Below are 23,688 nucleotides of genomic sequence, written 5' to 3'. Positions count from 1 at the left end.
CTCAAGCCACCAGGCTGACCGCCAACGGCAGGAACACCGCCGTGGCCACACCCATCAGGCTCATCGCCAACGCGGCAAACGCGCCGCACTCGTCACTCTCCTGCAGGGCCACCGAGGTGCCCACGGCATGCGCCGTGACGCCCAGTGACATGCCCCGTGCCTCGGGGCTGTGCACACCAAAGCGGCTCAACAGCGCAGGGCCGAAAATGGCCCCGATCACCCCGGTAATCAGCACGAACACCGCTGCCAAGGCCGCCACGCCGCCAATCTGCTCGGCCACCAGCATGGCGATGGGCGAGGTAACCGACTTCGGCGCCATGGTCATCAGAATCATGTGCTCGGCCCCGAACCACCAGCCCAGCAGCAGGCAACAGACTGTGGCGAACAGGCCTCCGATTACCAGCGTAGTAAATGTCGGCCAGAACAGCTGACGGATACGCCGCAGGTTCAGGTACAGCGGCACGGCCAGCGCCACGGTGGCGGGGCCGAGCAGGATGTTCATGATTTCGGTGCTCTTGCGGTATTCGCGGTAGTCGATGCCGCACACCAGCAGCACCGCGATCACCAGCACCATGGACACCAGCACCGGCTGCAGGAAGATCCAGCGCGTGCGCTCGTAGGCGGCCAGGACGATCTGATAGGCGGCCAGGGTGATGCCGATACCGAACAAGGGATGGTGCACAACCGCATCCAGCGCGCCCTGCCAATCGAGCATCATGACGGCTCCCCGCGCTTACCTTGGCGCTGCATGAGCTTTTGCATCAGCACACCGACGAATACCAGGGTGACCAGGCAGGAAATCAACAATGCGCCAGCAATGGCCCAGAAGTCAGCGGCAATGTCCTTGGCATAGACCATGACCCCTACCGCCGGCGGCACCAGCAGTAACGGCAGGTAGCGCAGCAGACTACTGGCCGCCTCGTTCAGCGGCTTGCCCACCTCACCACGGGCCATGAGGAAGAACAGCAATAGCAGCAGGCCGATGATCGGCCCCGGCAACATCGGTACGCACAGATGATTGATTGCAGTACCCAGCAGCTGAAACAGCACCAGCCAGGTCAAACCACGCAACAGCATAAGAATCTCCTTCGGGCATGCTGGCCATTATAAGCACGGCCCCCCCTATAAGCCGATATTCGCCGCAAAGCGGGCCAACTTGACTGAGCCAGCAAGTCGTGCTGATCTAGCACTGTCGTACCAAATAAGAACCTGGAGAGTCGTGATGCCCCTTGTACCGGTAAACGAGTTGTCGCAATACGTTGGAAAGGAACTGGGACGTTCCGACTGGATGAAAATCGATCAACAACGCATCAACCTGTTCGCCGAGGCCACCGGCGATTTCCAGTTCATTCATGTCGACCCGGAAAAAGCGGCGAAAACCCCGTTTGGCAGCACCATTGCCCACGGCTTTCTGACCTTGTCGTTGATACCCAAATTGATGCTGGACGTCCTGGTGCTGCCCGAAGGGATGAAGATGGTCGTCAATTACGGCCTGGACAGCGTACGGTTCATTCAACCGGTGAAGGTCGACAGCAATGTGCGCCTCAAGGTCGAACTGGCCCAAGTGACCGAGAAGAAGCCCGGACAGTGGCTGCTCAAGGCCACGGTGACCCTGGAAATCGAAGGCGAAGAGAAACCCGCCTACATTGCCGAACCTTTGTCGCTCTGCTTCGTCTGACAAAGCCTGTTCGTGACCCAGCCTGCTGCCTGATGGAGCAGGCTTGGCCAAGACCCCGTCCGCCCGGTCAGCCATACCTATAGCGCACCATTCTGCGGCATACTCGGCAGACCTATTGCCCGGATTCCGCCATGCGTCCACTGCTCCCACTCGCCCTGACCCTGCTGCTCGCCGCTTGTGGTGATGGCGAAGCATTGTCGCCACCGGACGCGCGCTTGCCTGACGGCGGCCGCTATCGCGGGCAGGTAGTGGACGGCCTGCTACAGGGCGAAGGACGCATCGACTACCCCAATGGCAGCTGGTACGCCGGCGGCTTCAAGGACGGCCAATGGCATGGGCAGGGCGAGTGGCACGGCAGCAATGGCGAGGTCTATCGCGGCCAGTTCGCCGCCGGGCTGTTCCAGGGCCTGGGCGACCTGACCACCCCCGGCAGCCACTACGCCGGCACCTTCAGCCATGGCCGACGTGATGGCGAAGGCGCGCTCAAGCAGGCCGACCAGACCTACCGTGGCCAGTTCAAGGACGACCAATACGAGGGTGCGGGCCAGCTCGAACTGGCCGACGGCAGCCGCTACCAGGGCCTGTTCGCCAAGGGCAAGCCCAACGGTGCCGGCGTGCGCAGCGATGCCAGCGGCAACCAGTTCAGCGGCCGCTTCGTCGACGGCCAGTTGCAAGGCAGCGGCACCTACGACAGTGTCGATGGCGAACAGTACATCGGCGAGTTCAAGGACAACCGCCTTGAGGGCCGCGGCCGCTACGAGAATGCCGACGGCGATGTGTGGATCGGCGAGTTCAAGGACGGTGCGCTGATCGGCGAAGGCGAACTGCTGGGCAGCGACGGTAGCCACTACAAGGGCAACTTCGTCGACTGGCGCCTCTCTGGCCACGGCAGCCTGCAACTGCCTGATGGCAGCAAATACATCGGCGGCTTCGACAACGATGCCTACCACGGTCAAGGCAAACTGACCCTGGCCAATGGCAAGGTCGAAAGCGGCTACTGGGTCAACGGTGTGCGCGTGCGCGACCAAAAGGGCAAGCTGCTGCCTGACCCACTGGACCTGGCCCTGCTCAACCAAGGTCGTTTGCTCGAAGAAGCCCTGGCCCGCGTGCCCCGCTCGGCCCCGCCCATCCAGCTGTACAGCCTGGTGCTGGCGGGCGATGGCCAGCAGAGCGTGTTCCTGCGCGAAGCCGACTATGTCAGCAATATGCTCAAGGTGCGTTTCGGGGCCCGCGGCCAGGTCACCCTGGTCAACCACCGCGACCAGATGACGACCCGGCCCATGGCCACCCGCGAGAACCTGACCCGCGCCGCCCACACCCTGGCCGAACGCAGCGGCCCGGAAGACCTGGTGTTCATCTACCTGACCAGCCACGGCAGCGCGGACCACCAACTGGTGCTCGATCAGCCGCGCTTTCAGCTGGCCGACCTGCCCGCCGATGAGCTGGCCAGCGCCTTGGCCCCGCTCAAGGACCGCGACAAGATAATTGTCATCTCCGCCTGCTATTCCGGCGGTTATATCGCGCCGCTCAAAGACGATCGCACCGTGATCATGACCGCCGCGCGTGCCGACCGAGTGTCCTTCGGCTGCTCGGAAGAGGCCGATTTCACTTACTTTGGCGACGCCCTGTTCGCCGAGGCATTGAACCAGACCGATGATTTGAAACAGGCGTTCGAACTGGCGCGCAGCAGCGTTGCCGAACGTGAAGGAAGGGAAGGTTTCGAGGCCTCGGAGCCACAGATCTGGGCCCCGCCCGCAGTACTGGCACATTGGAAGCGCCTGCGCCAGCAACAAGCGGAAGAAGCCTTGCGCAATGCCACACAAGCCCAGGCGCAGGAACAGGAAAAAACACCTGGCACCCACTAAGCTTGTGTGTAACACAGGAGAGACATCATGTACTTGACGCCTCAGCATGTCCTGCTTGCCGGTGCAACGGGCCTTACCGGTGAACATCTGCTTGACCGCCTGCTCAACGAACCCACCATCAGCCGCGTGCTGGCGCCGACTCGTCGGCCGCTGGCGGCTCATCCGCACCTGGAAAACCCGGTTGGCGACCCGGCGGTGTTTCTCCCGCAGCTGGCCGGGCGCGTCGATATCGCCTACTGCTGCCTTGGCACCACCCTCAAGCAAGCCGGTTCGGAACAAGCGTTCCGCGCCGTCGACCTGGACATGGTGGTGGCCTTCAGCAAGCGGGCACGGGAAATGGGCGCGCGGCATCTGCTGGTGGTCAGTGCCATCGGCGCCGACCCGAAGTCGCCGATTTTCTACAACCGGGTCAAAGGCGAGATGGAAGAGGCGCTCAAAGCGCTGGACTGGCCGCAGCTGACGATCGTCAGGCCATCGCTGCTATTGGGCGAGCGAATTCAGCCGCGCCTGGGCGAGCGGCTGGCATCACCGTTTTCGCGATTGATGCCGGGCAAGTATCGGGGGATCGAGGCGTGCACGTTGGCGCGAGCGCTGTGGCGTCTGGCGCTGGAAGAGGAAGACGGGATTCGGATTATCGAGTCGGATGAATTGCGCAAGCTGGGCAAGAAATAGCCTTCGTCTGCAAGGGCCCTATCGCCGGTAAGCCGGCTCCCACAGGTACTCCACCGTATTCGAATTCAGTGGAGTCCCTGTGGGAGCCGGCTTGCCGGCGATAGCTTTTTACAGACCACCCGTAGCCTGGAAGCCGATCCCGGCCGCGGTCAGCAGTGACAGCGGCAGCAACAAGGTATCCAGCAACGCACTGCCGGGCAGGTCCAGCCCCGGATATGCCGGCGCCTCGGCACCGAAATGATCCTTCGGGCAGCAACCCCCTTTCATCACATACAGGTCCAGCCGGGTGCCGGCATACACCACCGGTGCCCCTGGCTTGTTCGCATCCAGCGTGCGTACCGTGGCACAGCCACTGAGCAAGCTCGCGGCCAGCAACCCGGCCAGCGAACGCTTCAATCATCCACCCCGAAATGGTGCTCACCCCAGCGCGGCAACATGTCCTGCGGGATGTTCAGCAGATTGAGAATGCGCGCCACCACGAAATCGACCAGGTCATCGATGGTCTGCGGCTGGTGATAGAAGCCTGGCGCTGCAGGCAGGATCACCGCTCCCATCTGCGACAGCTTGAGCATGTTCTCCAGATGGATGGTCGACAGCGGCGCCTCGCGTGGCACCAGAATAAGCTGGCGACGCTCCTTGAGGGTAACGTCCGCCGCACGCTCGATCAGGTTGTTGCAGGCGCCGCTGGCAATGGCCGACAGGGTGCCAGTAGAGCAAGGCACCACCACCATCGCCGCCGGGGCGCCGGAGCCCGAGGCCACCGGCGACATCCAGTCTTCCTTGCCATACACACGGATCTGCCCGTCCGCAGCACCGGTGTACTCGGTCAGAAACGCTTGTATGGCCTGAGGCTTGGCCGGCAACACCACGTCGGTCTCGGTCGACATCACCAACTGCGCAGCCTTGGAGATGAGGAAATGCACCTCTCGGTCTTCGCGCACCAGGCAGTCGAGCAGGCGCAAGCCATACTGCGCCCCGGAGGCGCCGGTCATGGCCAGGGTAATGCGTTCCGGCCCGCTCACTTCAGGGCCTCGGCCAGCTTGCCGTGCAGGCCGCCGAAGCCGCCATTGCTCATGATCACCACATGGGTACCCGGCCGCGCCTGGCCCTTGACCCGCTCGATGATCGCTTCAAGGCTATCGGCCACCACGCTAGGCACCTTGCATTGCGCGGCGGTGGCGCCCAGGTCCCAGCCCAGGTTCGCAGGCGCGTACCAGATCACCTGGTCGGCGTCGTTGACGCTCTCCGGCAAGCCGTCACGGTGGGCACCCAGCTTCATCGAGTTGGAGCGTGGCTCGATGATCGCGATCACCGGCGCCTCGCCTACCTGCTTGCGCAGGCCGTCGAGGGTGGTGGCGATGGCGGTCGGGTGGTGGGCGAAGTCATCGTAGATGGTCACGCCCTGTACTTCGGCGACCTTCTCCATGCGGCGCTTGACGCTCTTGAAGGCGCTCAGGCCCTCGATGCCCATCGCCGGCACCACGCCCACATGGCGAGCGGCAGCCAGGGTCGCAAGGGCGTTGGCGACGTTGTGCTGGCCAGTCAAAGCCCAGTCGACCACACCCTGCGCTTCACCCTCGAACAGCACTTCGAATCGCGAGCCGTCGGCGCTCAGCAGGCGTGCTTGCCACTGGCCGCCTTCACCGGTGGTCTGCACCGGGGTCCAGCAGCCCATGCCGATCACCCGCTCCAGGGCCTGCTCGGTGGTGGGATGAATGACCAGACCCTCGCTTGGAATGGTGCGTACCAAGTGATGGAACTGCCGTTCGATGGCCGCCAGATCAGGGAAGATATCCGCGTGATCGAACTCGAGGTTGTTGAGGATCGCGGTGCGCGGGTGGTAATGCACGAACTTCGAGCGCTTGTCGAAGAACGCGCTGTCGTATTCGTCGGCCTCGACCACGAAGAACGGGGTATCGCCCAGACGCGCCGAGACCGAGAAGTTCTGCGGCACGCCCCCGATCAGGAAGCCCGGGCTCATGCCGGCGTGCTCCAGCACCCAGGCCAGCATGCTGCTGGTGGTGGTTTTGCCGTGGGTGCCGGCCACTGCCAGCACCCAACGCCCCTGCAGCACGTGGTCGGCCAGCCACTGCGGGCCGGACACGTAAGGCAGGCCTTTGTTGAGCACATACTCCACCGCCGGGTTGCCCCGCGACATGGCGTTGCCGATCACCACCAGGTCCGGCGCCGGGTCCAGCTGGGCCGGGTCGTAGCCTTGGGTCAGCTCGATGCCCTGGGCCTCGAGCTGGGTGCTCATCGGGGGATAGACGTTGGCGTCGGAGCCCGTGACGCGGTGGCCGAGCGCTTTGGCCAGCACCGCCAGGGAACCCATGAAAGTGCCGCAAATACCGAGAATATGAATATGCATGGTCGACCTCGCAAAACTTCGAGGCAGGGTAGCCCAGGGCGGGGGAAATCGCACCCGCTGTTTCGCTCAGGCGCCCCTGGCAATGCCGTGTTTGCGCAGTTTTCGATACAAGGTATTGCGGCTGATGCCCAAGTGCTCGGCGACGCGGGTCAGGTGCCAGTGTTTTGCCTCCAGTACTGACAGCAATGCCTGGCACTCGGCATCCTCAAGCAGGACTGGCCCTATCGCCGGCAAGCCGGCTCCCACAGGGACAGCGCCTGCTTCAAGGGCGGCCCCCGACCTGTGGGAGCCGGCTTGCCGGCGATCGAGGGCAAAGCCCTCGCCAGCATTTTTCGAGATGATCGCCGGAAGATCGGCAAACCCTATGTACGCGTGCTCGCACAACGCCACCAACGTGCGCAACACATTGCGCATCTGCCGCACGTTACCCGGCCAGGCAAAGTCCAGCAGCGCCTGACGCGCCCTGGGCTCCAGTTCGACCCGCTGCCCCTGCGCCTCCTGGCGTAGCAGGAAGTCCAGCAACTGGGCCTTGTCACTGCGCTCGCGCACCGCCGGCAACGCCACCTCCAGCCCATTGAGCCGGTAGTACAGGTCCTCGCGGAAACTGCCCTGCTCCACCCGCTCCAGCAAGTCCCGGTGGGTAGCACTGACGATACGCACATCCACCGCCTGTGCCTCGCCGCCGATCGGCACCACCTGGCGCTCCTCCAACACGCGCAGCAGGCGGGTTTGCAGCGCCAGCGGCATGTCGCCGATCTCATCCAGCAGCAACGTGCCGCCATCGGCCTGCAGCAGCTTGCCGCGCATGCCTTCCTTGCGGGCACCGGTGAAACTGCCGCCGCGATAACCAAACAGCTCGCTCTCGATCAGGCTTTCCGGGATCGACGCACAGTTGACCGCCACGAATGGCTTGCCGCGACGCTGGCTGGCCTGGTGCACGGCCTGGGCGAAGGCCTCCTTGCCGCTGCCGGTTTCACCGCACAGCAGCAACGGCACATCGCGCTCGAACACCCGCACGGCACGGCGGAAGTCATTCTGCAGCGCCGGGTCCAGCAGGCAGATGCCGGGATCGGCCGGGCGCCGGGCCTCTGGCAAGCTGGCCGGCACCGTCCACAACGGCGCCCGCGCCTGGCCACGCAGGCTGGCGAACACTTGCCGGCCATCGCGGGTGCGCAGCGGCCAGGCCGTGCTGCCGTTGGTCGTGGCGCGGCTGAACAGTTCGTCATGGCTACAGGCAAAGAATCGCTCCAGCGGCTTGCCCAGCACGCCGCCGCGAATACTGCCCAACAGATTCAGGGCGCTCTGGTTGGCTGCACAGATGCGGCCATTGCCATCGAAGGCCAGCAAGCCTTCGCTGAACAAGCCGACCGACTCGGCCTGCAAGTGGAAGCGCAGCAACCATTGCTGCTCGAAATGGCGCAGGAAGTAACAGCTCTCGATCATCTTCGCCGAGAGGTTGACCAAGGCCATGGTGTGGAACTGGCTCTGGCGCGACACGTCCGGCCGCGCCGAAGACACATCGAGCACCGCCAGCAGCTCGCCATGGGGGTCGAACACCGGGCTGGCCGAACAGGTCAGGCCGGTATGGCGACCACGAAAATGTTCGTTCTGGTGGATGGTCAGCGCCTGGCGCTCGACCAGGCAGGTGCCGATGCCGTTGGTGCCTTCGCTGGCCTCGCTCCAGTCGGCGCCCAGCCACAGCCCGGCGCGCTCGAAGTTGCGCCGCTCATTGGGCGCGGTCACGCAGTTGAGGATTACCCCGCGGGCATCGGTCAGCAACACCGCATGACCAGCACCGGAAAGCTGCTGATGCAGGCTGTTCATTTCGCCATCGGCGATTTTCAGCACCTGATGCAGGCGCTCGCGGCTTTCCAGCAGGCGACCATGCTCGAGCACCACCGGTGCCTCGATCACCGAAGGATCGAGGTGGTAGTCCTCCAGGCAGCGCAGCCAGGAGCGGGCAATCGATGGATCGCTGCCGGCTTCGCCGCGGGCGACGGTATGCACCTGCTGGGCATGGCGACTGAAGTGATTGTTCTGCATTAGTTGTTGTTCTCCGCAGATAGAGACTCGCTTCAGCATCCTCCACCCCACCGGGCTTTGCAATGCACCGTCATCCGGCGTGTCGCAAACGGTACAAAGTGTCACCCCTGGCCGTGCCAGCCCTGGCACAAGGGCTGACTGGTCAGTGCTGAGCAATGTCCCAAGTCATTGATTTCCTTGGGGCTTGCCACACTGGCCCAACCTTTGCTCTACGCTTGTTAACTCCTCAACAAACACAATTAACCAGGAGACACACCATGCGTTATGCACATCCCGGTACCGAGGGCGCGAAGGTTACCTTCAAGAGCCGCTACGGCAACTACATCGGTGGTGAGTTCGTAGCTCCGGTCAAGGGGCAGTACTTCGAAAACACCTCCCCGGTGAATGGCAAACTGATCGCAGAATTCCCCCGCTCCACTGCCGAAGACATCGACAAGGCACTCGACGCTGCCCACGCCGCAGCCGACGCCTGGGGTCGCACCTCGGTGCAGGATCGCTCGAACGTGCTGCTCAAGATCGCCGACCGTATCGAGCAGAACCTCGAAATCCTGGCCATCACCGAAACCTGGGACAACGGCAAACCCATCCGCGAAACCCTCAACGCCGACATCCCGCTGGCCGTCGACCACTTCCGCTACTTCGCCGGCTGCATCCGCGCCCAGGAAGGCGGCGCGGCCGAAATCAACGAAGGCACCGTGTCCTACCACATCCACGAGCCGCTGGGCGTTGTCGGGCAGATCATCCCGTGGAACTTCCCGATCCTCATGGCCGCCTGGAAACTCGCGCCGGCCCTGGCCGCCGGCAACTGCGTGGTGCTCAAGCCAGCCGAGCAGACCCCGCTGGGCATCACCGTACTGGTCGAGCTGATCGGCGACCTGCTGCCACCGGGCGTGCTCAACGTGGTGCAAGGCTATGGCCGCGAAGCGGGTGAAGCGCTGGCCACCAGCAAGCGCATCGCCAAAATCGCCTTCACCGGCTCCACGCCGGTGGGCTCGCACATCATGAAGTGCGCCGCCGAGAACATCATCCCGTCCACCGTCGAGCTGGGCGGCAAGTCGCCGAACGTGTACTTCGAAGACATCATGCAGGCCGAGCCAAGCTTCATCGACAAGGCCGCCGAAGGCATGGTGCTGGCGTTCTTCAACCAGGGCGAAGTGTGCACCTGCCCATCGCGCGCACTGGTACAGGAGTCGATCTACCCGCAGTTCATGGAAGTGGTGATGAAGAAGGTGCTGCAGATCAAGCGCGGCGACCCGCTGGACACCGACACCATGGTCGGCGCCCAGGCCTCGCAGCAGCAGTTCGAGAAGATCCTCTCGTACCTGCAGATCGCCCAGGATGAAGGCGCCGAGCTGCTGACCGGCGGCAAGGTGGAAAAACTGGAGGGCTCGCTGGCCACCGGCTACTACATCCAGCCGACCCTGCTCAAAGGCAACAACAAGATGCGCGTGTTCCAGGAAGAAATCTTCGGCCCGGTGGTCAGCGTCACCACCTTCAAGGACGAAGCCGAAGCCCTGGCAATCGCCAACGACACCGAGTTCGGCCTCGGTGCCGGTGTCTGGACCCGCGACATCAACCGCGCCTACCGCATGGGCCGCGGCATCAAGGCGGGCCGCGTGTGGACCAACTGCTACCACCTGTACCCGGCGCATGCCGCGTTCGGTGGCTACAAGAAGTCCGGCGTTGGCCGTGAAACCCACAAGATGATGCTCGACCATTACCAGCAGACCAAGAACCTGCTGGTGAGCTACGACATCAACCCGCTGGGCTTCTTCTAAACCGAGCCGGCCTCGGGGGCTGCCTTGCAGCCCATCGCCGGCAAGCCAGCGCCCACAAAGAGAACAGTGCTCCACCTGTGGGAGCCGGCTTGCCGGCGATAGGGCCGGTACAGCCACCCCAATAAAACCTCTGGCTCGCTTCCTGCAACACCCATCACCAACGACCGGAACCCCTCCGGCCACCAAAAAGAAAAACAGGTGAATCTATGCCAAGCGATCATTCCGCCGGCACGCCGGCAGGTGCATCCGTCGACTTCGAAAAAGTCGGTTCGGACTATTTCCAGCAACGTGAACTGAAAAAAGGCGCCGCCGGCTGGGTCCTGCTGGTGGGCCTGGGCGTCGCCTACGTGATCTCTGGCGACTACGCCGGCTGGAACTTCGGCCTGGCCCAGGGGGGCTGGGGTGGCATGTTCCTCGCCACCTTGCTGATGGCCACCATGTACCTGTGCATGTGCTTCTCGCTGGCCGAACTGTCGTCGATGATCCCCACCGCAGGCGGCGGCTACGGCTTTGCCCGCAGCGCCTTTGGCCCGTGGGGCGGCTTTCTCACCGGTACGGCGATCCTGATCGAATACGCCATCGCCCCCGCCGCCATCGCCGTGTTCATCGGCGCCTACTGCCAGTCACTGTTCGGTATCGGCGGCTGGATGATCTATCTGGCGTTCTACGTCGTGTTCATCGGCATCCACATTTTTGGCGTCGGTGAAGCGCTCAAGCTGATGTTCATCATCACCGCGATCGCCGCCATCGCCCTGGCCGTGTTCCTGGTGAGCATGGTGCCCCATTTTGATGCAGCGAACCTGTTCGACATCGCCCAGACCGACGCGGTGGGCGCCAGCAGCTTCCTGCCGTTCGGCTATGTCGGGGTGTGGGCGGCCATCCCCTACGCCATCTGGTTCTTCCTGGCGGTAGAAGGCGTGCCACTGGCGGCCGAGGAAACCAAGAACCCGAAACGCGACCTGCCACGCGGCCTGATTGGCGCAATGCTGGTGCTGCTGGCCTTCGCCCTGCTGATCCTGGTGGTTGGCCCAGGCGCTGCCGGTGCCGAAGCGCTGAAGGCCTCCGGCAACCCGCTGGTCGAGGCACTGGCCAAGGCATACGGTGGTTCCACCTGGATGGGCAGCTTCGTCAACCTGGTGGGCCTGGCGGGCCTGATCGCCAGCTTTTTCTCGATCATCTACGCCTATTCGCGGCAGATCTTCGCCCTATCCCGTGCCGGCTACCTGCCGCGCAAACTGTCCGAGACCAACAAGAGCAAGGCGCCGGTACTGGCCCTGGTCATCCCCGGCATCATTGGTTTTGCCCTGTCACTGACCGGCCAGGGCGACCTGCTGATCCTGGTCGCGGTGTTCGGCGCTACGCTGTCTTATGTACTGATGATGGCTGCGCACATCACCCTGCGTATCCGCCGGCCGAAGATGGAGCGCCCGTACCGCACCCCAGGCGGCATCTTCACCTCGGGGGTGGCACTGGTGCTGGCCTGCATCGCGGTGGTCGCGGGCTTCCTGGTCGACCCACGGGTGGTGGTTGGCGCCGCAGTGATCTATGCGGTATTGATCGCCTACTTTGCGTTCTACAGCCGCCACCACCTGGTTGCGGGTACACCGGAAGAGGAATTCGCCGCGATCCAGAAAGCCGAAGAGGCTCTGCACTGATCGTCGACACCCGCCGCGGGCAAGCCCCGCGGCGCCCTGGAGATTCTGTATGGCAAGTTTCGTACACACGGTGGGCCACCTGGTCTATCGCTTCGACAGCCTCAAGGACGTGATGGCCAAGGCCAGCCCGGCACGTTCCGGGGACTATCTGGCCGGCGTTGCCGCCGCCAACGACGGCGAACGGGTGGCCGCGCAGATGGCCCTGGCCAATATCCCGCTCAGCCACTTTCTCAACGAAGCGCTGATCCCTTACGAACACGATGAAGTGACCCGGCTGATCATCGACAGCCACGACGCCCAAGCGTTTGCCCCGGTCAGCCACCTCACCGTGGGTGGCCTGCGCGACTGGCTGCTCAGCGAAGAGGCCGACGAAGACAGCCTGCGCGCCCTGGCCCCAGGCCTGACGCCGGAAATGGCCGCTGCGGTGTCGAAGATCATGCGCGTGCAGGACCTGGTGCTGGTGGCCCAGAAAATCCGCGTGGTCACCCGCTTTCGCGGCACCATGGGCTTGCGCGGGCGGCTGTCGACCCGCCTGCAACCCAACCACCCCACCGACGAGCCGGCCGGCATCGCAGCCAGCATTCTCGACGGCCTGCTCTACGGCAATGGCGACGCCATGATCGGCATCAACCCGGCCACCGACAGCATCGCCTCGATCTGCGCCTTGCTGGAAATGCTCGACGCCATCATCCAGCGCTACGACATCCCCACCCAGGCGTGTGTGCTGACCCACGTGACCACCTCGATCGAAGCCATCAACCGCGGCGTGCCCCTGGACCTGGTGTTCCAGTCGATTGCCGGCACCGAGGCCGCCAACGCCAGTTTCGGCATCAACCTCAACGTGCTCCAGGAAGGCTATGAGGCCGGCCTGTCCCAGGGGCGTGGCACCCTCGGACAGAACCTCATGTACTTCGAAACCGGCCAGGGCAGTGCCTTGTCGGCCAATGCCCACCATGGTGTCGACCAGCAGACGTGCGAAACCCGCGCCTATGCCGTGGCCCGCCACTTCAAGCCGTTTCTGGTCAATACCGTGGTCGGTTTCATCGGCCCGGAGTACCTGTACAACGGCAAGCAGATCATCCGCGCAGGTCTGGAAGACCACTTCTGCGGCAAGCTGCTTGGCGTGCCGATGGGCTGCGACATCTGCTACACCAACCACGCCGAAGCCGACCAGGACGACATGGATACCCTGCTGACCCTGCTGGGTGTGGCCGGGATCAACTTCATCATGGGCATCCCCGGTTCCGACGACATCATGCTCAACTACCAGACCACCTCGTTCCACGACGCGCTGTACGCGCGCCAGACCCTGGGCCTCAAGCCCGGGCCGGAATTCGAGGCCTGGTTGCAGCGCACCGGCATTTTCACCCAGGCCGATGGCCGGATACGCTTCGGCGACAACCTTCCGCCGGCGTTCCGCCAGGCCTTGGCGCAGCTGGCATAGAGGTGACCATGGACCATCGTACGCCCACTCCCGAAAACCCCTGGCTGGCCTTGCGCAACCTGACGCCGGCCCGCATCGCCCTGGGCCGCAGCGGCATCAGCCTGCCGACCAGCGCCCAGCTGGACTTCCAGTTCGCCCACGCCCAGGCCCGTGACGCCGTGCACCTGCCATTCGACCACGCGGCGCTGGCCGAGCAATTGAAGGACCGGGGGCGCGACAGCCTGCTGCTGCACAGTGCCGCCAGCGACCGTAACCAGTATCTGCAGCGCCCCGACCTCGGCCGACGCTTGAACGAAGACTCGATCGAACGCCTGCGCCAGCATGCCCAGGCCAACCCAGCCGGCTTCGACCTGGCGATCGTGGTCGCCGATGGCCTCTCGGCCTTGGCCGTGCATCGCCATACCCTGCCGTTTCTGAGCCGTTTCGAAGAACAGGCGGCGGCCGATGGCTGGACCAGCGCCCCGGTAGTGCTGGTGGAGCAAGGCCGTGTGGCCGTGGCCGATGAGGTGGGCGAACTGCTCGGCGCCCGCATGACGGTCATGCTGATCGGCGAACGGCCCGGATTGAGCTCCCCCGACAGCCTTGGCCTGTACTTCACCTATGGGCCCAAGGTCGGCCTGACCGACGCCTACCGCAACTGCATTTCCAACGTACGCCTGGAGGGCCTGAGCTACGGCATGGCCGCCCACCGCCTGCTCTACCTGATGCGCGAGGCCTGCCGCCGGCAGCTGTCCGGGGTGAATCTGAAGGATGAAGCACAGGTCCATACCCTCGAAAATGACAACAACCGCAATCAAAAAGGTAACTTTCTGCTCGGCGAAGGGTAAAAAACATGTCACGGATGGCGGATTGCACTTCTAGCCTGCATTGGGCAGCATGCGTTTGAGAGTTGCTGGCATTCCGCTGTTTCCCCAAATGGACTCTGAGGGCCACACATGCGCATCATCAAGGCAAGCCTGGAACACCTCGACCTGCTCACTCCGCTGTTTGTCAGATACCGCGAGTTCTATGGGCAGCTCCCCTATCCGGACAGCTCGCGCAGCTTCCTGGAAAAACGCCTCAAGCATGACGAATCGGTCATCTACCTGGCCTTGCCGGATGATGACGACGGTAAATTGCTGGGTTTCTGCCAGCTGTACCCGAGCTTCTCGTCGCTGTCGCTCAAGCGGGTATGGATTCTCAACGACATCTTCGTGGCCGAAGACTCGCGGCGCATGCTGGTGGCCGACCACCTGATGCGCGAGGCCAAGAAAATGGCCAAGGGCACCCAGTCGGTGCGCATGCGGGTGTCGACCAGTGCCAATAACGAGGTGGCACGCATGACGTATGAATCCATAGGCTTTCGCAAGGATACCGAGTTCGAGAGCTACATCTTGCCTATCACCTACGATTGACCTTTATGGCCCTATCGCCGGCAAGCCGGCTCCCACAGGTATTGCACTGCTCTCGAAATCAGTGGGGGTCCTGTGGGAGCCGGCTTGCCGGCGATAGGGCCGGTAACCCCCCGCTACAAACTCCCCGGGCACGACTCCGACTTAGCCGTATAATGCGTCCTCCTGACATGTGTGAAAAATTACCCTCCCGCAGGTCCGCGCGCCCGTAGCAGCTGCGGGTCAAGAACACAGGTGCTGTACATGGATTTCAACCCGCTGGACCTTATCCTGCATCTCGATGCCTACCTCGATCTGCTGGTCACCAATTACGGCCCCTGGATCTACGCCATCCTGTTCACGGTGATCTTTTGCGAAACCGGCCTGGTGGTGATGCCGTTCCTGCCTGGCGATTCGCTGCTGTTCATCGCCGGTGCGGTAGCCGCTGGCGGCGGCATGGACCCGGTGTTGCTGGCTGGGCTGCTGATGGCTGCGGCGATCCTGGGTGACAGCACCAACTACGTGATCGGTCGCACAGCGGGTGAGCGACTGTTCAACAACCCCAATTCGAAGATCTTCCGCCGCGATTACCTGCAGCGCACCCACGAATTCTACGAACGCCACGGCGGCAAGACCGTGACCCTGGCGCGTTTCCTGCCGATCCTGCGCACCTTCGCGCCGTTCGTCGCCGGCATCGCCCACATGCACTACCCGCGCTTCCTGGCCTTCAGCGTCGCAGGTTCAATCCTGTGGGTCTGCGGACTGGTGACCTTGGGCTACTTCTTTGGCAACGTGCCGTTCATCAAGCAACACCTGTCGCTGATGGTCGTCGGCATCATCTTCCTGTCGCTGTTCCCGATGGTCCTGGGCTTGCTGCGTGGCCGCCTGAGCCGCACGGCCAAAGCCCACTGACAGCGCACATGTGGTCATTCAGCGCCTGGCGGCGCAAGCGCACCCTGGCGCGCTACCCGATCGAGCCTCGTCAATGGCAGGCGGTTCGCGAACGCCTGCCCATGCTCGACGGCATCAGCGATACCGAGGACCGTTGGCTGCGCGAGGCGTGCATCCTGTTTCTGCTCGACAAGCACCTGACTACCCTGCCCGGCGTCGAGCTTGACGACGAACAGCGCCTGTTCCTTGCCGCCCAGGCCCAGCTGCCGCTGCTGCACCTGGGCGAGCTGAACTGGTACCAGGGCTTCCACGAGATCATCCTTTACCCCGACGACTTCAAGAGCCCCCAGCGCCACCGCGACGCCAGCGGCGTGGAGCATGTCTGGGATGCCGAGCACAGCGGCGAAGCCTGGCAACAAGGCCCGGTGATCATGGCCTGGGCCGGGGTGCTGACCAGCGGCGGCTGGGAGGCCTACAACCTGGTGATCCATGAGCTGGCGCACAAGCTCGACATGCTCAATGGCGACGCCAACGGCCTGCCCCCTCTGCACAGCGACATGCGCGTCGAGGACTGGGCCCTCACCATGCAGCAGGCCTACGACGACCTCAACCACCAGCTGGATGCCAACCCCGACGCGCACACGGCCATCGACCCCTACGCGGCGGAAAACCCGGCGGAGTTCTTCGCTGTTTCCAGCGAATACTTCTTCAGCGCTCCCGACTTGCTGCAGCAGGCTTATCCACAGGTGTACCAGCAGTTGTCGCTGTTCTACCGTCAGGACCCGCTGGCGCGCCTCACGCAGTTGCAGAACGAACACCCCGACTACCGCGAAAGCCACGCCTGAAGCGCCCGCGCATCAGGTCGGGCGTGGCATGGCCTGGCGGAATGTGCCTATAATCGCCGCCACTTTTTTGATCAAACACGGGGGCACTGCCCAATGAGCTACAGCAAGATTCCGGCTGGCAAAGACCTGCCGAACGACATCTACGTCGCCATCGAGATCCCGGCCAACCACGCGCCGATCAAGTACGAAATCGACAAGGACAGCGACACCCTGTTCGTCGACCGCTTCATGGCCACCCCGATGTTCTACCCGGCCAACTACGGTTTCATCCCCAACACCCTGGCCGACGACGGTGATCCGCTGGACGTGCTGGTCGTGACCCCATACCCAGTTGCCCCTGGCTCGGTCATCCGTGCCCGTCCGGTCGGCATCCTGAACATGACCGACGACGGCGGCGGCGACGCCAAGGTCATCGCCGTACCGCACGACAAACTGTCGCAGCTGTACGTCGACGTGAAGGAATACACCGATCTGCCGGCGCTGCTGATCCAGCAGATCGAGCACTTCTTCGAGAACTACAAAGATCTCGAAAAGGGCAAGTGGGTCAAGATCGAAGGCTGGGAAGGCGCCGACGCCGCCCGCGCCGCGATCACCAAGTCGGTTGCTGCCTACAAGGGCTGATAGCGACTGCAACAAAAACCCCGCTTCGGCGGGGTTTTTTGTGGGTGTCGGCTGGACGGTAAAAAGTCCTACAACGTCCTACGCCAACTTCCTACAAACACGCTCTTTTCGCACATTTTCCATCAACATCGCGTTCATTTCCCTACCGAGAGCTGGCCGTTAGACTCGGCCTCATGAAAACTTCCGGTGACCGCCTAAAGGCCCTGCTCCAAGAATGCGGCCTGACCCCTTCCGACTTCGCTGCGCAGCGTCGTGTCACGCCCCAGCACGTCAACAACTGGTTCCGACGCGGCGTTCCCCTTGCTCGCCTCGACGAAATCGCCGACCTGTTCTGTGTCCACAGGCGCTGGTTGCGCTGCGGCGAAGGCCCCAAGCACCCCAGTTCGATCCTGCGGGTTGACGCCTCCGAGTCCGAGCCCGTTTCGACCCGTTCTCTGTCGAAACACGATAGCCGGCTGTTACACCTACCCTTTCACGAGGTGAGCGAAGGCCGACTCGTCGCCCTTGACGGACACTGCCTGCGCCTGCCCGCCAAAGCACTCAAAGCGCTCGGCATCGCGCCAGGCAATGCCGTGAGCCTGGCCATGCCAGCCAGCAACATGGCGCCGTGGATACCCAGTAACGCGATCCTGGCCATCGACTTGAGCCAGACCAGTGTTGTCGACGGAGAGACTTATGCCCTGCTGCATAACGGCGCACTCAGGGTGAACAGCCTCAGCAGCGGCCAGAACGGCACCTTGTGCCTGCACAGCAGTGACCGGCACAACTACCCCGTAGAGCGCTACACCCGCGCCCAACGCCAGGACCAACGCCTGGAAATCCTCGGCTGGGTGTTCCACTGGTCGCATTACCGCCAACGACGGCCCGGTTGAAACACCCTGTGCCATTTTTTGCTGGGCATCCTGCGCAAGCCTCTGTATGCTACGCCGCACATCAAGCCCAGGCCGGCACAAGCCGCGATCCAGAGGGCTCGGCAGCGATCCATACGAGCGCTTGCTATCTCTTTCAGGCCTTTCATGGCCACACAGTTAAGGCGGTTGCGGCTTACCATAAATTAGCCGGAGCCGTCCCCGAGAAGCCGGCCACAAGCCGGCTTTTTAATGCCTGCAAAACACACCCCGGCCATGCTTGCCCATCAGCGCACGCAGTGGGATGATTCGTATTTGATACGAATTCTCATTCAAGGCTCCTGCCGTGCCCACCAAGCTTCTCCTCGCCGAAGACGACCAGCGCCTGCGCCAGGACCTGGAACAGCATTTCTGCAACCGTGGTTTCCTCGTCCACGCCTGCGCCTCCGGCACCCAGGCCCTGAACGCCATGCAGCAAGCGCGCTTCGACCTGGTGTTGCTGGACATCATGCTGCCCGGCATCGACGGCCTCAGCCTGCTCGACGAACTGCGCCGCCAGCAGGCCGTGCCGGTGATGCTGATGTCGGCGCTGGGGGCCGAACAGGATCGCATCAGTGGCTTCACCCGAGGCGCTGACGATTACCTGCCCAAGCCCTTCAGCCTCGCCGAGCTCAATGCCCGCGTCGATGCGCTGTTGCGCCGGGTGGCCCTTGACCGCTTGCCCGCCACGTCAGGCCGCCAGGGCTCGGTGACCCTCGATCAAGAGCGCCAGGACGCCCTCTACCAAGACCAGGGCGCTGGCCTTACCGGCTCCGAATTCCGCTTGCTGACCACCCTCCACGCGCACCCCGGCGAAGCGCTGAGCAAGGCATTTCTCTACCAGACCGTATTGCACCGGGCCTATACCCGCCTGGATCGCGGCCTCGATGTGCATGTCTGCAACCTGCGCCGCAAGCTCACCGACATCGGCGCCCAGCACCTGCAGATCCAGGCCGTGCGCGGCCAAGGTTACATTCTGGTGAACACGGAAGATTGCTGATGCGTCGTCATCCCCTGCTGTGGAAGCTGGCGCTGCTGCAAGTTGGCTTCTGCCTGTTGCTGACCTGGCTGATCTGGACCTGGGGGCTGTCGGTGGAGCGCAGTACCTATTTCCTTTCCCCCGCCGACCAGGACTCTCTCGCGCGTTACGCACAACAGGCCGAAGACGCCTGGCACAGCGGCGGTGCAACGGGCGCCGAAGCCTATCGTCGCCAGCTCGAACGCGCCGAGGACACCTGGGTGGCACTGATCGGCCCGCGCCTGGAAAGCCTCGGCAGCACGCCACTGAGCGCCGAGGAGGCCAGCCACCTGACCTTCATGCGCAAGCTCGACTGGCCCATGAGCCGGCGCCTGCAGGACGAACTGCCCTACGTCAGCATCGCCTTCCCCGAGCACCCGGAGGAAGGTCGCCTGGTCATCCAGTTACCCGAGCACCTGCTACCCACGGGCCTCACTCCATGGACCCACGTCATCACCCACGGCGTCGCCCCTGCGCTGCTCGCCCTGCTGATGGGTCTGGCCCTGTATCGCCATCTGGTAGCGCCGCTGAACCGCCTGCGCGACCGCGCCGACGCCCTGCGCGCCGACGACCTGGAGAGCCCTGGCCTGCCCTTGCAGAGGCGCCGCGACGAGCTGGGCGAACTGGCCCAGGCCTTCGAGCACATGGCTGCCCGCCTGCGCCAGAGCCTGGAGCAGCAACGCCTGTTGCTGCGCACCTTGTCCCATGAGCTGCGCACGCCCCTGGCCCGCCTGCGCATCGCCCACGACAGCGACCTGCCGCCCGCGCAGCTGCGCGAGCGCCTGGACCGTGAAGTGGACGACATGCAGAAACTGCTGGAAGACACCCTCGACCTGGCCTGGATGGACACCGAACAACCGCAGCTCGCCACCGAGCCGGTGCTGGTGCTGTCGGTCTGGGAGGCATTGAGCCAGGACAGCTGTTTCGAAAGCGGCTGGGACCGCACACGCCTCCCTTGCTCGCTGGGCACCGACTGCGTGGTGCAGGCCCATCTCGACAGCCTGGCCCAGGCGCTGGAGAACCTGCTGCGCAACGCCATCCGCCATTCGCCGGGCGGTGGCCGGGTCTGCCTGGACGGCTGGCGCGAGGGCGATTGCTGGCATCTGCGCCTGAGCGACCAGGGCCCCGGCGTGCCCCACGATGAGCTGGAACGCATTTTCCAACCCTACCAACGCTTGGCTGACAGCGGCGCCGGTTTCGGCCTGGGTCTGGCCATCGCCCGCCGGGCCATCGAGCTGCAAGGCGGCAAGCTGTGGGCCAGCAATGGCCATCCGGGCCTGTGCCTGCACCTGTTGCTGCCCAGTGCCGGCAAATGTTTAGAAAGTTAATGCGCTTTACTCTCAATTAAGAGTAATTATCATCCACGATCTCTTGCCTTCCGCTCGCTGTTCCGGAGATCGATGATGTCGCCCCGCCCGCTTTCTTTCGCCCCCTTCCTGCTGCTGTCCAGCTGCCTGCTGAGCAGCGCCGTGCAGGCCGCCACCGATCAGCCTGCGCCCATCGAGCTGGAAAGCCAGAACGTGGTGGCCACTGCACTGGAAGAAACCAAGCAGGCGCCGGGCGTGTCGATCATCACCGCCGAGGACATCAAGAAACGCCCGCCGGCCAATGACCTCTCGCAGATCATCCGCACCATGCCGGGGGTCAACCTGACCGGCAACTCCACCAGCGGCCAGCGCGGCAACAACCGGCAGATCGACATCCGCGGCATGGGCCCGGAAAACACCCTGATCCTGGTCGATGGCAAGCCGGTGAGCAGCCGCAGTTCGGTGCGCTACGGCTGGCGCGGCGAGCGTGACTCGCGGGGTGATACCAACTGGGTGCCGGCCGACCAGGTGGAGCGCATCGAAGTGATCCGTGGCCCGGCCGCGGCCCGCTATGGCTCCGGGGCCATGGGCGGGGTGGTCAACATCATCACCAAGCAGGCCTCTGGCGAAACCCACGGCAACATGACCGTTTACCAGAACTTTCCCGAGCACGGTGACGAAGGCGCCACCAAGCGCGTGAGCTTCGGCCTCAACGGCCCGCTCACCGACACCCTCAGCTACCGCGTGTACGGCAACGTCGCCAAGACCGACTCGGATGACTGGGACATCAACGCCGGCCATGAATCCGAGCGCACCGGCAACCAGGCCGGCACCTTGCCCGCCGGCCGCGAGGGCGTGCGCAACAAGGACGTCAATGGCTTGCTGAGCTGGCACCTGACGCCTGAGCAAACCCTGGAATTCGAGGCCGGCTTCAGCCGCCAGGGCAACCTCTACACCGGCGATACCCAGAACACCAACTCCAACGCCAACGTGAAAAGCATGCTGGGCAAGGAGACCAACATTCTCTACCGCGAGAACTTCGCCCTCACCCATCGCGGCGACTGGGACTTCGGCAGCAGCATGGCCTACCTGCAATATGAAAAAACCCGCAACCAGCGGATCAACGAAGGTCTGGCCGGCGGCACCGAAGGGATCTTCAGCAGCACCGATTTCTACACCTCGACCCTGCGCGACCTGACGGCCCACGGTGAGCTGAACCTGCCGCTGCACGCCTGGCGCGACCAGACCCTGACCCTGGGCAGCGAATGGACCCAGCAAAAGCTCGACGACCCCAGTGCCAACACCCAGAGCACCAGCGAGGGCGGCGGCGTCGACGGTTTGGCCAGCAGCGGTCGCGACACCAGTTCGCAAGCGCAGATCTTCTCGCTGTTCGCCGAAGACAACATCGAGCTGATGCCCGGGACCATGCTCACCCCGGCCCTGCGCTTCGACCACCACAGCATCGTTGGCGACAACTGGAGCCCATCGCTCAACCTGTCCCACGCACTGACCGAGACCCTCACCCTGAAAGCTGGCATCGCCCGTGCCTACAAGGCGCCGAACCTGTACCAGCTCAACCCCGACTACCTGCTCTACAGCCGCGGCCAGGGCTGCTATGGGCAGAGCACCAGCTGCTACCTGCAAGGCAACGAGAACCTTGAAGCCGAGACCAGCATCAACAAGGAACTGGGCATCGAGTACCAGCGTGACGGCTGGGTCGCTGGCCTGACCTACTTTCGCAACGACTACAAGAACAAGATCGACTCCGGCCTGAGCCCGATCGGCAACGCCAGCGGCGGCAGCGGCAGCTACGCCAACGCCGCGATCTACCAGTGGGAGAACATCCCCAAGGCCGTGGTCGAGGGCCTGGAAGGCACCCTGACCATCCCGCTGACCGAGCAGTTGCAGTGGACCAACAACCTCACCTACATGCTGCAGTCGAAGAACAAGGAAACCGGCGAGACCCTGTCGGTGACCCCGGCCTACACCCTCAACTCGATGCTCGACTGGCAAGCCAACGATGACCTTTCGCTGCAGTTGAGCGTGGCCTGGTACGGTAAGCAGAAGCCGAAGAAGTACGACTACCACGGCGAGCGGGTCACCGGTTCGTCGAATGACCAGCTGGCGCCCTATGCCCTGGTTGGCGCCAGCGGCACCTATGCGATCAGCAAGAACCTCAGCCTGACCGCCGGCATCGACAACCTGTTCGACAAGCGCCTGTTCCGTGCCGGCAATGCCCAGGGCGTGAACGGCATCGAAGGTGCCGGCGCCGCCACCTACAACGAACCGGGGCGCACCCTGTACACCAGCCTGACCGCGTCGTTCTGACGCCATGACGAGTATTGCCTGATGAGCAAGATGCCCCTGTACCTGGCCATGGCACTGGCCCTCACCGCCCCGGCCGCCCAGGCGCAGCCGGAGCGCGAGCAGAAGATGGACACCTCACTGCTGCAGCGCCAGGACCTGGCCTACCGCTTCAGCCAGCTCGACCTGGACTCGGTCGATGGCCAGCGTCATTACCGGTTGTGGATCGGCAAGCCGGACCGCCCGGCACCTGCCGCTGGCTATCCGGTGCTGTGGATGCTCGACGGCAATGCCGCGCTGGGTGCGCTGGACCGCGCGCAGTTGCAGCGACTCGCCGACGGTCAGGCGCCGCTGCTGGTGGCGGTGGGTTACCAGACCGAGCAACGTATCGAGCGGACCGGGCGCACCTATGACTACACCCCGGCGCTGCCTGGGCAAACCGAGCAGCGCGATCCGCTGACCGGGCAGCCCAGTGGTGGCGTGGATGCGTTCCTCGATCTGCTGACCCAGCGCATGCGGCCGAGGGTGGCCGGGGTGGCGCCGATCGACCTGCAACGCCAGACGCTGTGGGGGCATTCCTATGGGGGGCTGGCGGTGCTGCATGCGCTGTTCACCCGGCCTGGGGCATTCAGCGACTACGCGGCGGCCAGCCCTTCGTTGTGGTGGCATGACGGGGCCATCGTTCGCGAGGCGCAGGGGTTACAGCAACGCCTGGGGGACAGCCGCCCGACATTGTTGTTGATGCGTGGCGGTGAGGAACCGTCGAATCCGCGTGCGCCGGTGAAAGGCGATGTGGAACGGCCAGCGCGGGAGCTGGCGGCGGATCTGGCCAAGGTGCAGGGGTTGCAGGTGCGCTTCGAGCGGTTCGAGGGGCTGGGGCATGGGCCGATGTTGCCGGCTTCGCTGAGAAAGGTGATCGAGGACATGTCGCGGTAGGCCTGT

Annotated in this window: 22 protein-coding genes; 16 read left to right on the top strand and 6 right to left on the bottom strand. The window is 63.9% G+C overall.

Annotated elements, in window-relative coordinates; genetic code table 11:
- Position 1: 1 nt before the first annotated feature.
- Together ACIPZB_RS25530 and ACIPZB_RS25525 are read right to left on the bottom strand one after the other, a co-directional pair.
- Positions 2-718 (bottom strand): LrgB family protein, encoded by a 717-nt coding sequence (locus tag ACIPZB_RS25530; RefSeq protein WP_400643239.1) that lies wholly within the window; start codon positions 716-718, stop codon positions 2-4.
- A complete protein-coding gene (locus tag ACIPZB_RS25525; protein ID WP_400643238.1) occupies positions 715-1,077 on the bottom strand; it encodes a CidA/LrgA family protein in 363 nt (120 codons plus the stop codon). The genes ACIPZB_RS25530 and ACIPZB_RS25525 overlap by 4 nt, the downstream gene beginning before the upstream one ends.
- Positions 1,078-1,222: 145 nt before the next feature.
- On the opposite strand from ACIPZB_RS25525, the gene ACIPZB_RS25520 reads away from it, so the two are divergent.
- From ACIPZB_RS25520 to ACIPZB_RS25510, 3 genes are all read left to right on the top strand, one after another.
- A complete protein-coding gene (locus tag ACIPZB_RS25520; protein ID WP_008098330.1) occupies positions 1,223-1,678 on the top strand; it encodes a MaoC family dehydratase in 456 nt (151 codons plus the stop codon).
- Positions 1,679-1,809: 131 nt separating this feature from the next.
- Complete coding sequence (locus ACIPZB_RS25515; protein WP_400643237.1) at positions 1,810-3,543, top strand: C13 family peptidase; 1,734 nt, start codon at positions 1,810-1,812, stop codon at positions 3,541-3,543.
- A gap of 27 nt (positions 3,544-3,570) precedes the next feature.
- On the top strand, positions 3,571-4,215 hold the full coding sequence (locus ACIPZB_RS25510) for an oxidoreductase (RefSeq protein ID WP_008098334.1): 645 nt from the start codon (positions 3,571-3,573) through the stop codon (positions 4,213-4,215).
- A gap of 108 nt (positions 4,216-4,323) precedes the next feature.
- Here ACIPZB_RS25510 and ACIPZB_RS25505 read toward each other — a convergent pair whose 3' ends face one another.
- The 4 genes from ACIPZB_RS25505 to ACIPZB_RS25490 all read right to left on the bottom strand — a co-directional run bounded on the left by ACIPZB_RS25505 (position 4,324) and on the right by ACIPZB_RS25490 (position 8,626).
- Positions 4,324-4,611 carry a YceK/YidQ family lipoprotein gene (locus ACIPZB_RS25505; RefSeq protein ID WP_400643236.1) on the bottom strand — a complete coding sequence of 96 codons (288 nt, stop codon included), beginning with the start codon at positions 4,609-4,611 and terminating at the stop codon, positions 4,324-4,326.
- On the bottom strand, positions 4,608-5,237 hold the full coding sequence (gene ubiX / locus ACIPZB_RS25500; protein WP_400643235.1) for a flavin prenyltransferase UbiX: 630 nt from the start codon (positions 5,235-5,237) through the stop codon (positions 4,608-4,610). The genes ACIPZB_RS25505 and ubiX overlap by 4 nt, the downstream gene beginning before the upstream one ends.
- Positions 5,234-6,583, bottom strand: coding sequence for a UDP-N-acetylmuramate:L-alanyl-gamma-D-glutamyl-meso-diaminopimelate ligase (gene mpl, locus ACIPZB_RS25495; RefSeq protein ID WP_008098339.1), 1,350 nt, complete (start codon positions 6,581-6,583; stop codon positions 5,234-5,236). The genes ubiX and mpl overlap by 4 nt, the downstream gene beginning before the upstream one ends.
- 66 nt (positions 6,584-6,649) lie before the next feature.
- Positions 6,650-8,626, bottom strand: a complete 1,977-nt coding sequence (locus ACIPZB_RS25490; protein WP_400643234.1) for a sigma-54-dependent Fis family transcriptional regulator — start codon at positions 8,624-8,626, stop codon at positions 6,650-6,652.
- Positions 8,627-8,883: 257 nt separating this feature from the next.
- Here ACIPZB_RS25490 and ACIPZB_RS25485 point away from each other — a divergent pair, with 257 nt between their 5' ends.
- From ACIPZB_RS25485 to ACIPZB_RS25425, 13 genes are all read left to right on the top strand, one after another.
- On the top strand, positions 8,884-10,404 hold the full coding sequence (locus tag ACIPZB_RS25485; RefSeq protein WP_400643233.1) for an aldehyde dehydrogenase family protein: 1,521 nt from the start codon (positions 8,884-8,886) through the stop codon (positions 10,402-10,404).
- Between the two features lie 206 nt (positions 10,405-10,610).
- On the top strand, positions 10,611-12,059 hold the full coding sequence (gene eat / locus ACIPZB_RS25480) for an ethanolamine permease (RefSeq protein WP_400643232.1): 1,449 nt from the start codon (positions 10,611-10,613) through the stop codon (positions 12,057-12,059).
- A gap of 49 nt (positions 12,060-12,108) precedes the next feature.
- On the top strand, positions 12,109-13,503 hold the full coding sequence (locus ACIPZB_RS25475) for an ethanolamine ammonia-lyase subunit EutB (protein ID WP_400643231.1): 1,395 nt from the start codon (positions 12,109-12,111) through the stop codon (positions 13,501-13,503).
- 8 nt (positions 13,504-13,511) lie between these two features.
- Positions 13,512-14,330 carry an ethanolamine ammonia-lyase subunit EutC gene (eutC, locus tag ACIPZB_RS25470; RefSeq protein WP_400643230.1) on the top strand — a complete coding sequence of 273 codons (819 nt, stop codon included), beginning with the start codon at positions 13,512-13,514 and terminating at the stop codon, positions 14,328-14,330.
- 108 nt (positions 14,331-14,438) lie between these two features.
- On the top strand, positions 14,439-14,897 hold the full coding sequence (locus tag ACIPZB_RS25465) for a GNAT family N-acetyltransferase (protein WP_400643229.1): 459 nt from the start codon (positions 14,439-14,441) through the stop codon (positions 14,895-14,897).
- A gap of 240 nt (positions 14,898-15,137) precedes the next feature.
- The gene (locus ACIPZB_RS25460; protein ID WP_400643228.1) at positions 15,138-15,785 is read left to right on the top strand and encodes a DedA family protein; all 648 of its coding nucleotides are present in this window, start codon (positions 15,138-15,140) and stop codon (positions 15,783-15,785) included.
- 8 nt (positions 15,786-15,793) lie between these two features.
- A complete protein-coding gene (locus ACIPZB_RS25455) occupies positions 15,794-16,609 on the top strand; it encodes a zinc-dependent peptidase (protein WP_400643227.1) in 816 nt (271 codons plus the stop codon).
- A gap of 93 nt (positions 16,610-16,702) precedes the next feature.
- The gene (gene ppa, locus ACIPZB_RS25450) at positions 16,703-17,230 is read left to right on the top strand and encodes an inorganic diphosphatase (RefSeq protein ID WP_008092397.1); all 528 of its coding nucleotides are present in this window, start codon (positions 16,703-16,705) and stop codon (positions 17,228-17,230) included.
- 173 nt (positions 17,231-17,403) lie between these two features.
- The gene (locus ACIPZB_RS25445) at positions 17,404-18,102 is read left to right on the top strand and encodes a helix-turn-helix transcriptional regulator (RefSeq protein WP_400643226.1); all 699 of its coding nucleotides are present in this window, start codon (positions 17,404-17,406) and stop codon (positions 18,100-18,102) included.
- A 322-nt stretch (positions 18,103-18,424) separates the two neighbouring features.
- Positions 18,425-19,117: a response regulator transcription factor gene (locus tag ACIPZB_RS25440; protein ID WP_400643225.1), complete on the top strand. Its 693-nt coding sequence runs from the start codon at positions 18,425-18,427 to the stop codon at positions 19,115-19,117.
- Positions 19,117-20,463, top strand: a complete 1,347-nt coding sequence (locus ACIPZB_RS25435; RefSeq protein WP_400643224.1) for a histidine kinase sensor domain-containing protein — start codon at positions 19,117-19,119, stop codon at positions 20,461-20,463. Before ACIPZB_RS25440 ends, ACIPZB_RS25435 begins: the two co-directional genes overlap by 1 nt.
- A 75-nt stretch (positions 20,464-20,538) precedes the next feature.
- On the top strand, positions 20,539-22,770 hold the full coding sequence (locus ACIPZB_RS25430) for a TonB-dependent siderophore receptor (RefSeq protein ID WP_400643223.1): 2,232 nt from the start codon (positions 20,539-20,541) through the stop codon (positions 22,768-22,770).
- A 21-nt stretch (positions 22,771-22,791) separates the two neighbouring features.
- The gene (locus ACIPZB_RS25425; protein ID WP_400643222.1) at positions 22,792-23,682 is read left to right on the top strand and encodes an alpha/beta hydrolase; all 891 of its coding nucleotides are present in this window, start codon (positions 22,792-22,794) and stop codon (positions 23,680-23,682) included.
- The last annotated feature ends 6 nt before the right edge of the window (positions 23,683-23,688 follow it).

Source organism: Pseudomonas sp. NPDC089396 (assembly GCF_044749545.1).
Classification (GTDB): Bacteria; Pseudomonadota; Gammaproteobacteria; order Pseudomonadales; family Pseudomonadaceae; genus Aquipseudomonas.
This window is presented reverse-complemented; position numbering and strand designations above follow the sequence as displayed.

What these genes read in the sequence shown, in the direction of transcription:
- ACIPZB_RS25530 (WP_400643239.1), bottom strand. Translation starts at nt 718, where the DNA reads ATGATGCTCGATTGGCAGGGCGCGCTGGATGCGGTTGTGCACCATCCC.
- ACIPZB_RS25525 (WP_400643238.1), bottom strand. Translation starts at nt 1,077, where the DNA reads ATGCTGTTGCGTGGTTTGACCTGGCTGGTGCTGTTTCAGCTGCTGGGT.
- ACIPZB_RS25520 (WP_008098330.1), top strand. Translation starts at nt 1,223, where the DNA reads ATGCCCCTTGTACCGGTAAACGAGTTGTCGCAATACGTTGGAAAGGAA.
- ACIPZB_RS25515 (WP_400643237.1), top strand. Translation starts at nt 1,810, where the DNA reads ATGCGTCCACTGCTCCCACTCGCCCTGACCCTGCTGCTCGCCGCTTGT.
- ACIPZB_RS25510 (WP_008098334.1), top strand. Translation starts at nt 3,571, where the DNA reads ATGTACTTGACGCCTCAGCATGTCCTGCTTGCCGGTGCAACGGGCCTT.
- mpl (WP_008098339.1), bottom strand. Translation starts at nt 6,583, where the DNA reads ATGCATATTCATATTCTCGGTATTTGCGGCACTTTCATGGGTTCCCTG.
- ACIPZB_RS25490 (WP_400643234.1), bottom strand. Translation starts at nt 8,626, where the DNA reads ATGCAGAACAATCACTTCAGTCGCCATGCCCAGCAGGTGCATACCGTC.
- ACIPZB_RS25485 (WP_400643233.1), top strand. Translation starts at nt 8,884, where the DNA reads ATGCGTTATGCACATCCCGGTACCGAGGGCGCGAAGGTTACCTTCAAG.
- eat (WP_400643232.1), top strand. Translation starts at nt 10,611, where the DNA reads ATGCCAAGCGATCATTCCGCCGGCACGCCGGCAGGTGCATCCGTCGAC.
- ACIPZB_RS25475 (WP_400643231.1), top strand. Translation starts at nt 12,109, where the DNA reads ATGGCAAGTTTCGTACACACGGTGGGCCACCTGGTCTATCGCTTCGAC.
- eutC (WP_400643230.1), top strand. Translation starts at nt 13,512, where the DNA reads ATGGACCATCGTACGCCCACTCCCGAAAACCCCTGGCTGGCCTTGCGC.
- ACIPZB_RS25465 (WP_400643229.1), top strand. Translation starts at nt 14,439, where the DNA reads ATGCGCATCATCAAGGCAAGCCTGGAACACCTCGACCTGCTCACTCCG.
- ACIPZB_RS25460 (WP_400643228.1), top strand. Translation starts at nt 15,138, where the DNA reads ATGGATTTCAACCCGCTGGACCTTATCCTGCATCTCGATGCCTACCTC.
- ACIPZB_RS25455 (WP_400643227.1), top strand. Translation starts at nt 15,794, where the DNA reads ATGTGGTCATTCAGCGCCTGGCGGCGCAAGCGCACCCTGGCGCGCTAC.
- ppa (WP_008092397.1), top strand. Translation starts at nt 16,703, where the DNA reads ATGAGCTACAGCAAGATTCCGGCTGGCAAAGACCTGCCGAACGACATC.
- ACIPZB_RS25445 (WP_400643226.1), top strand. Translation starts at nt 17,404, where the DNA reads ATGAAAACTTCCGGTGACCGCCTAAAGGCCCTGCTCCAAGAATGCGGC.
- ACIPZB_RS25435 (WP_400643224.1), top strand. Translation starts at nt 19,117, where the DNA reads ATGCGTCGTCATCCCCTGCTGTGGAAGCTGGCGCTGCTGCAAGTTGGC.
- ACIPZB_RS25430 (WP_400643223.1), top strand. Translation starts at nt 20,539, where the DNA reads ATGTCGCCCCGCCCGCTTTCTTTCGCCCCCTTCCTGCTGCTGTCCAGC.
- ACIPZB_RS25425 (WP_400643222.1), top strand. Translation starts at nt 22,792, where the DNA reads ATGAGCAAGATGCCCCTGTACCTGGCCATGGCACTGGCCCTCACCGCC.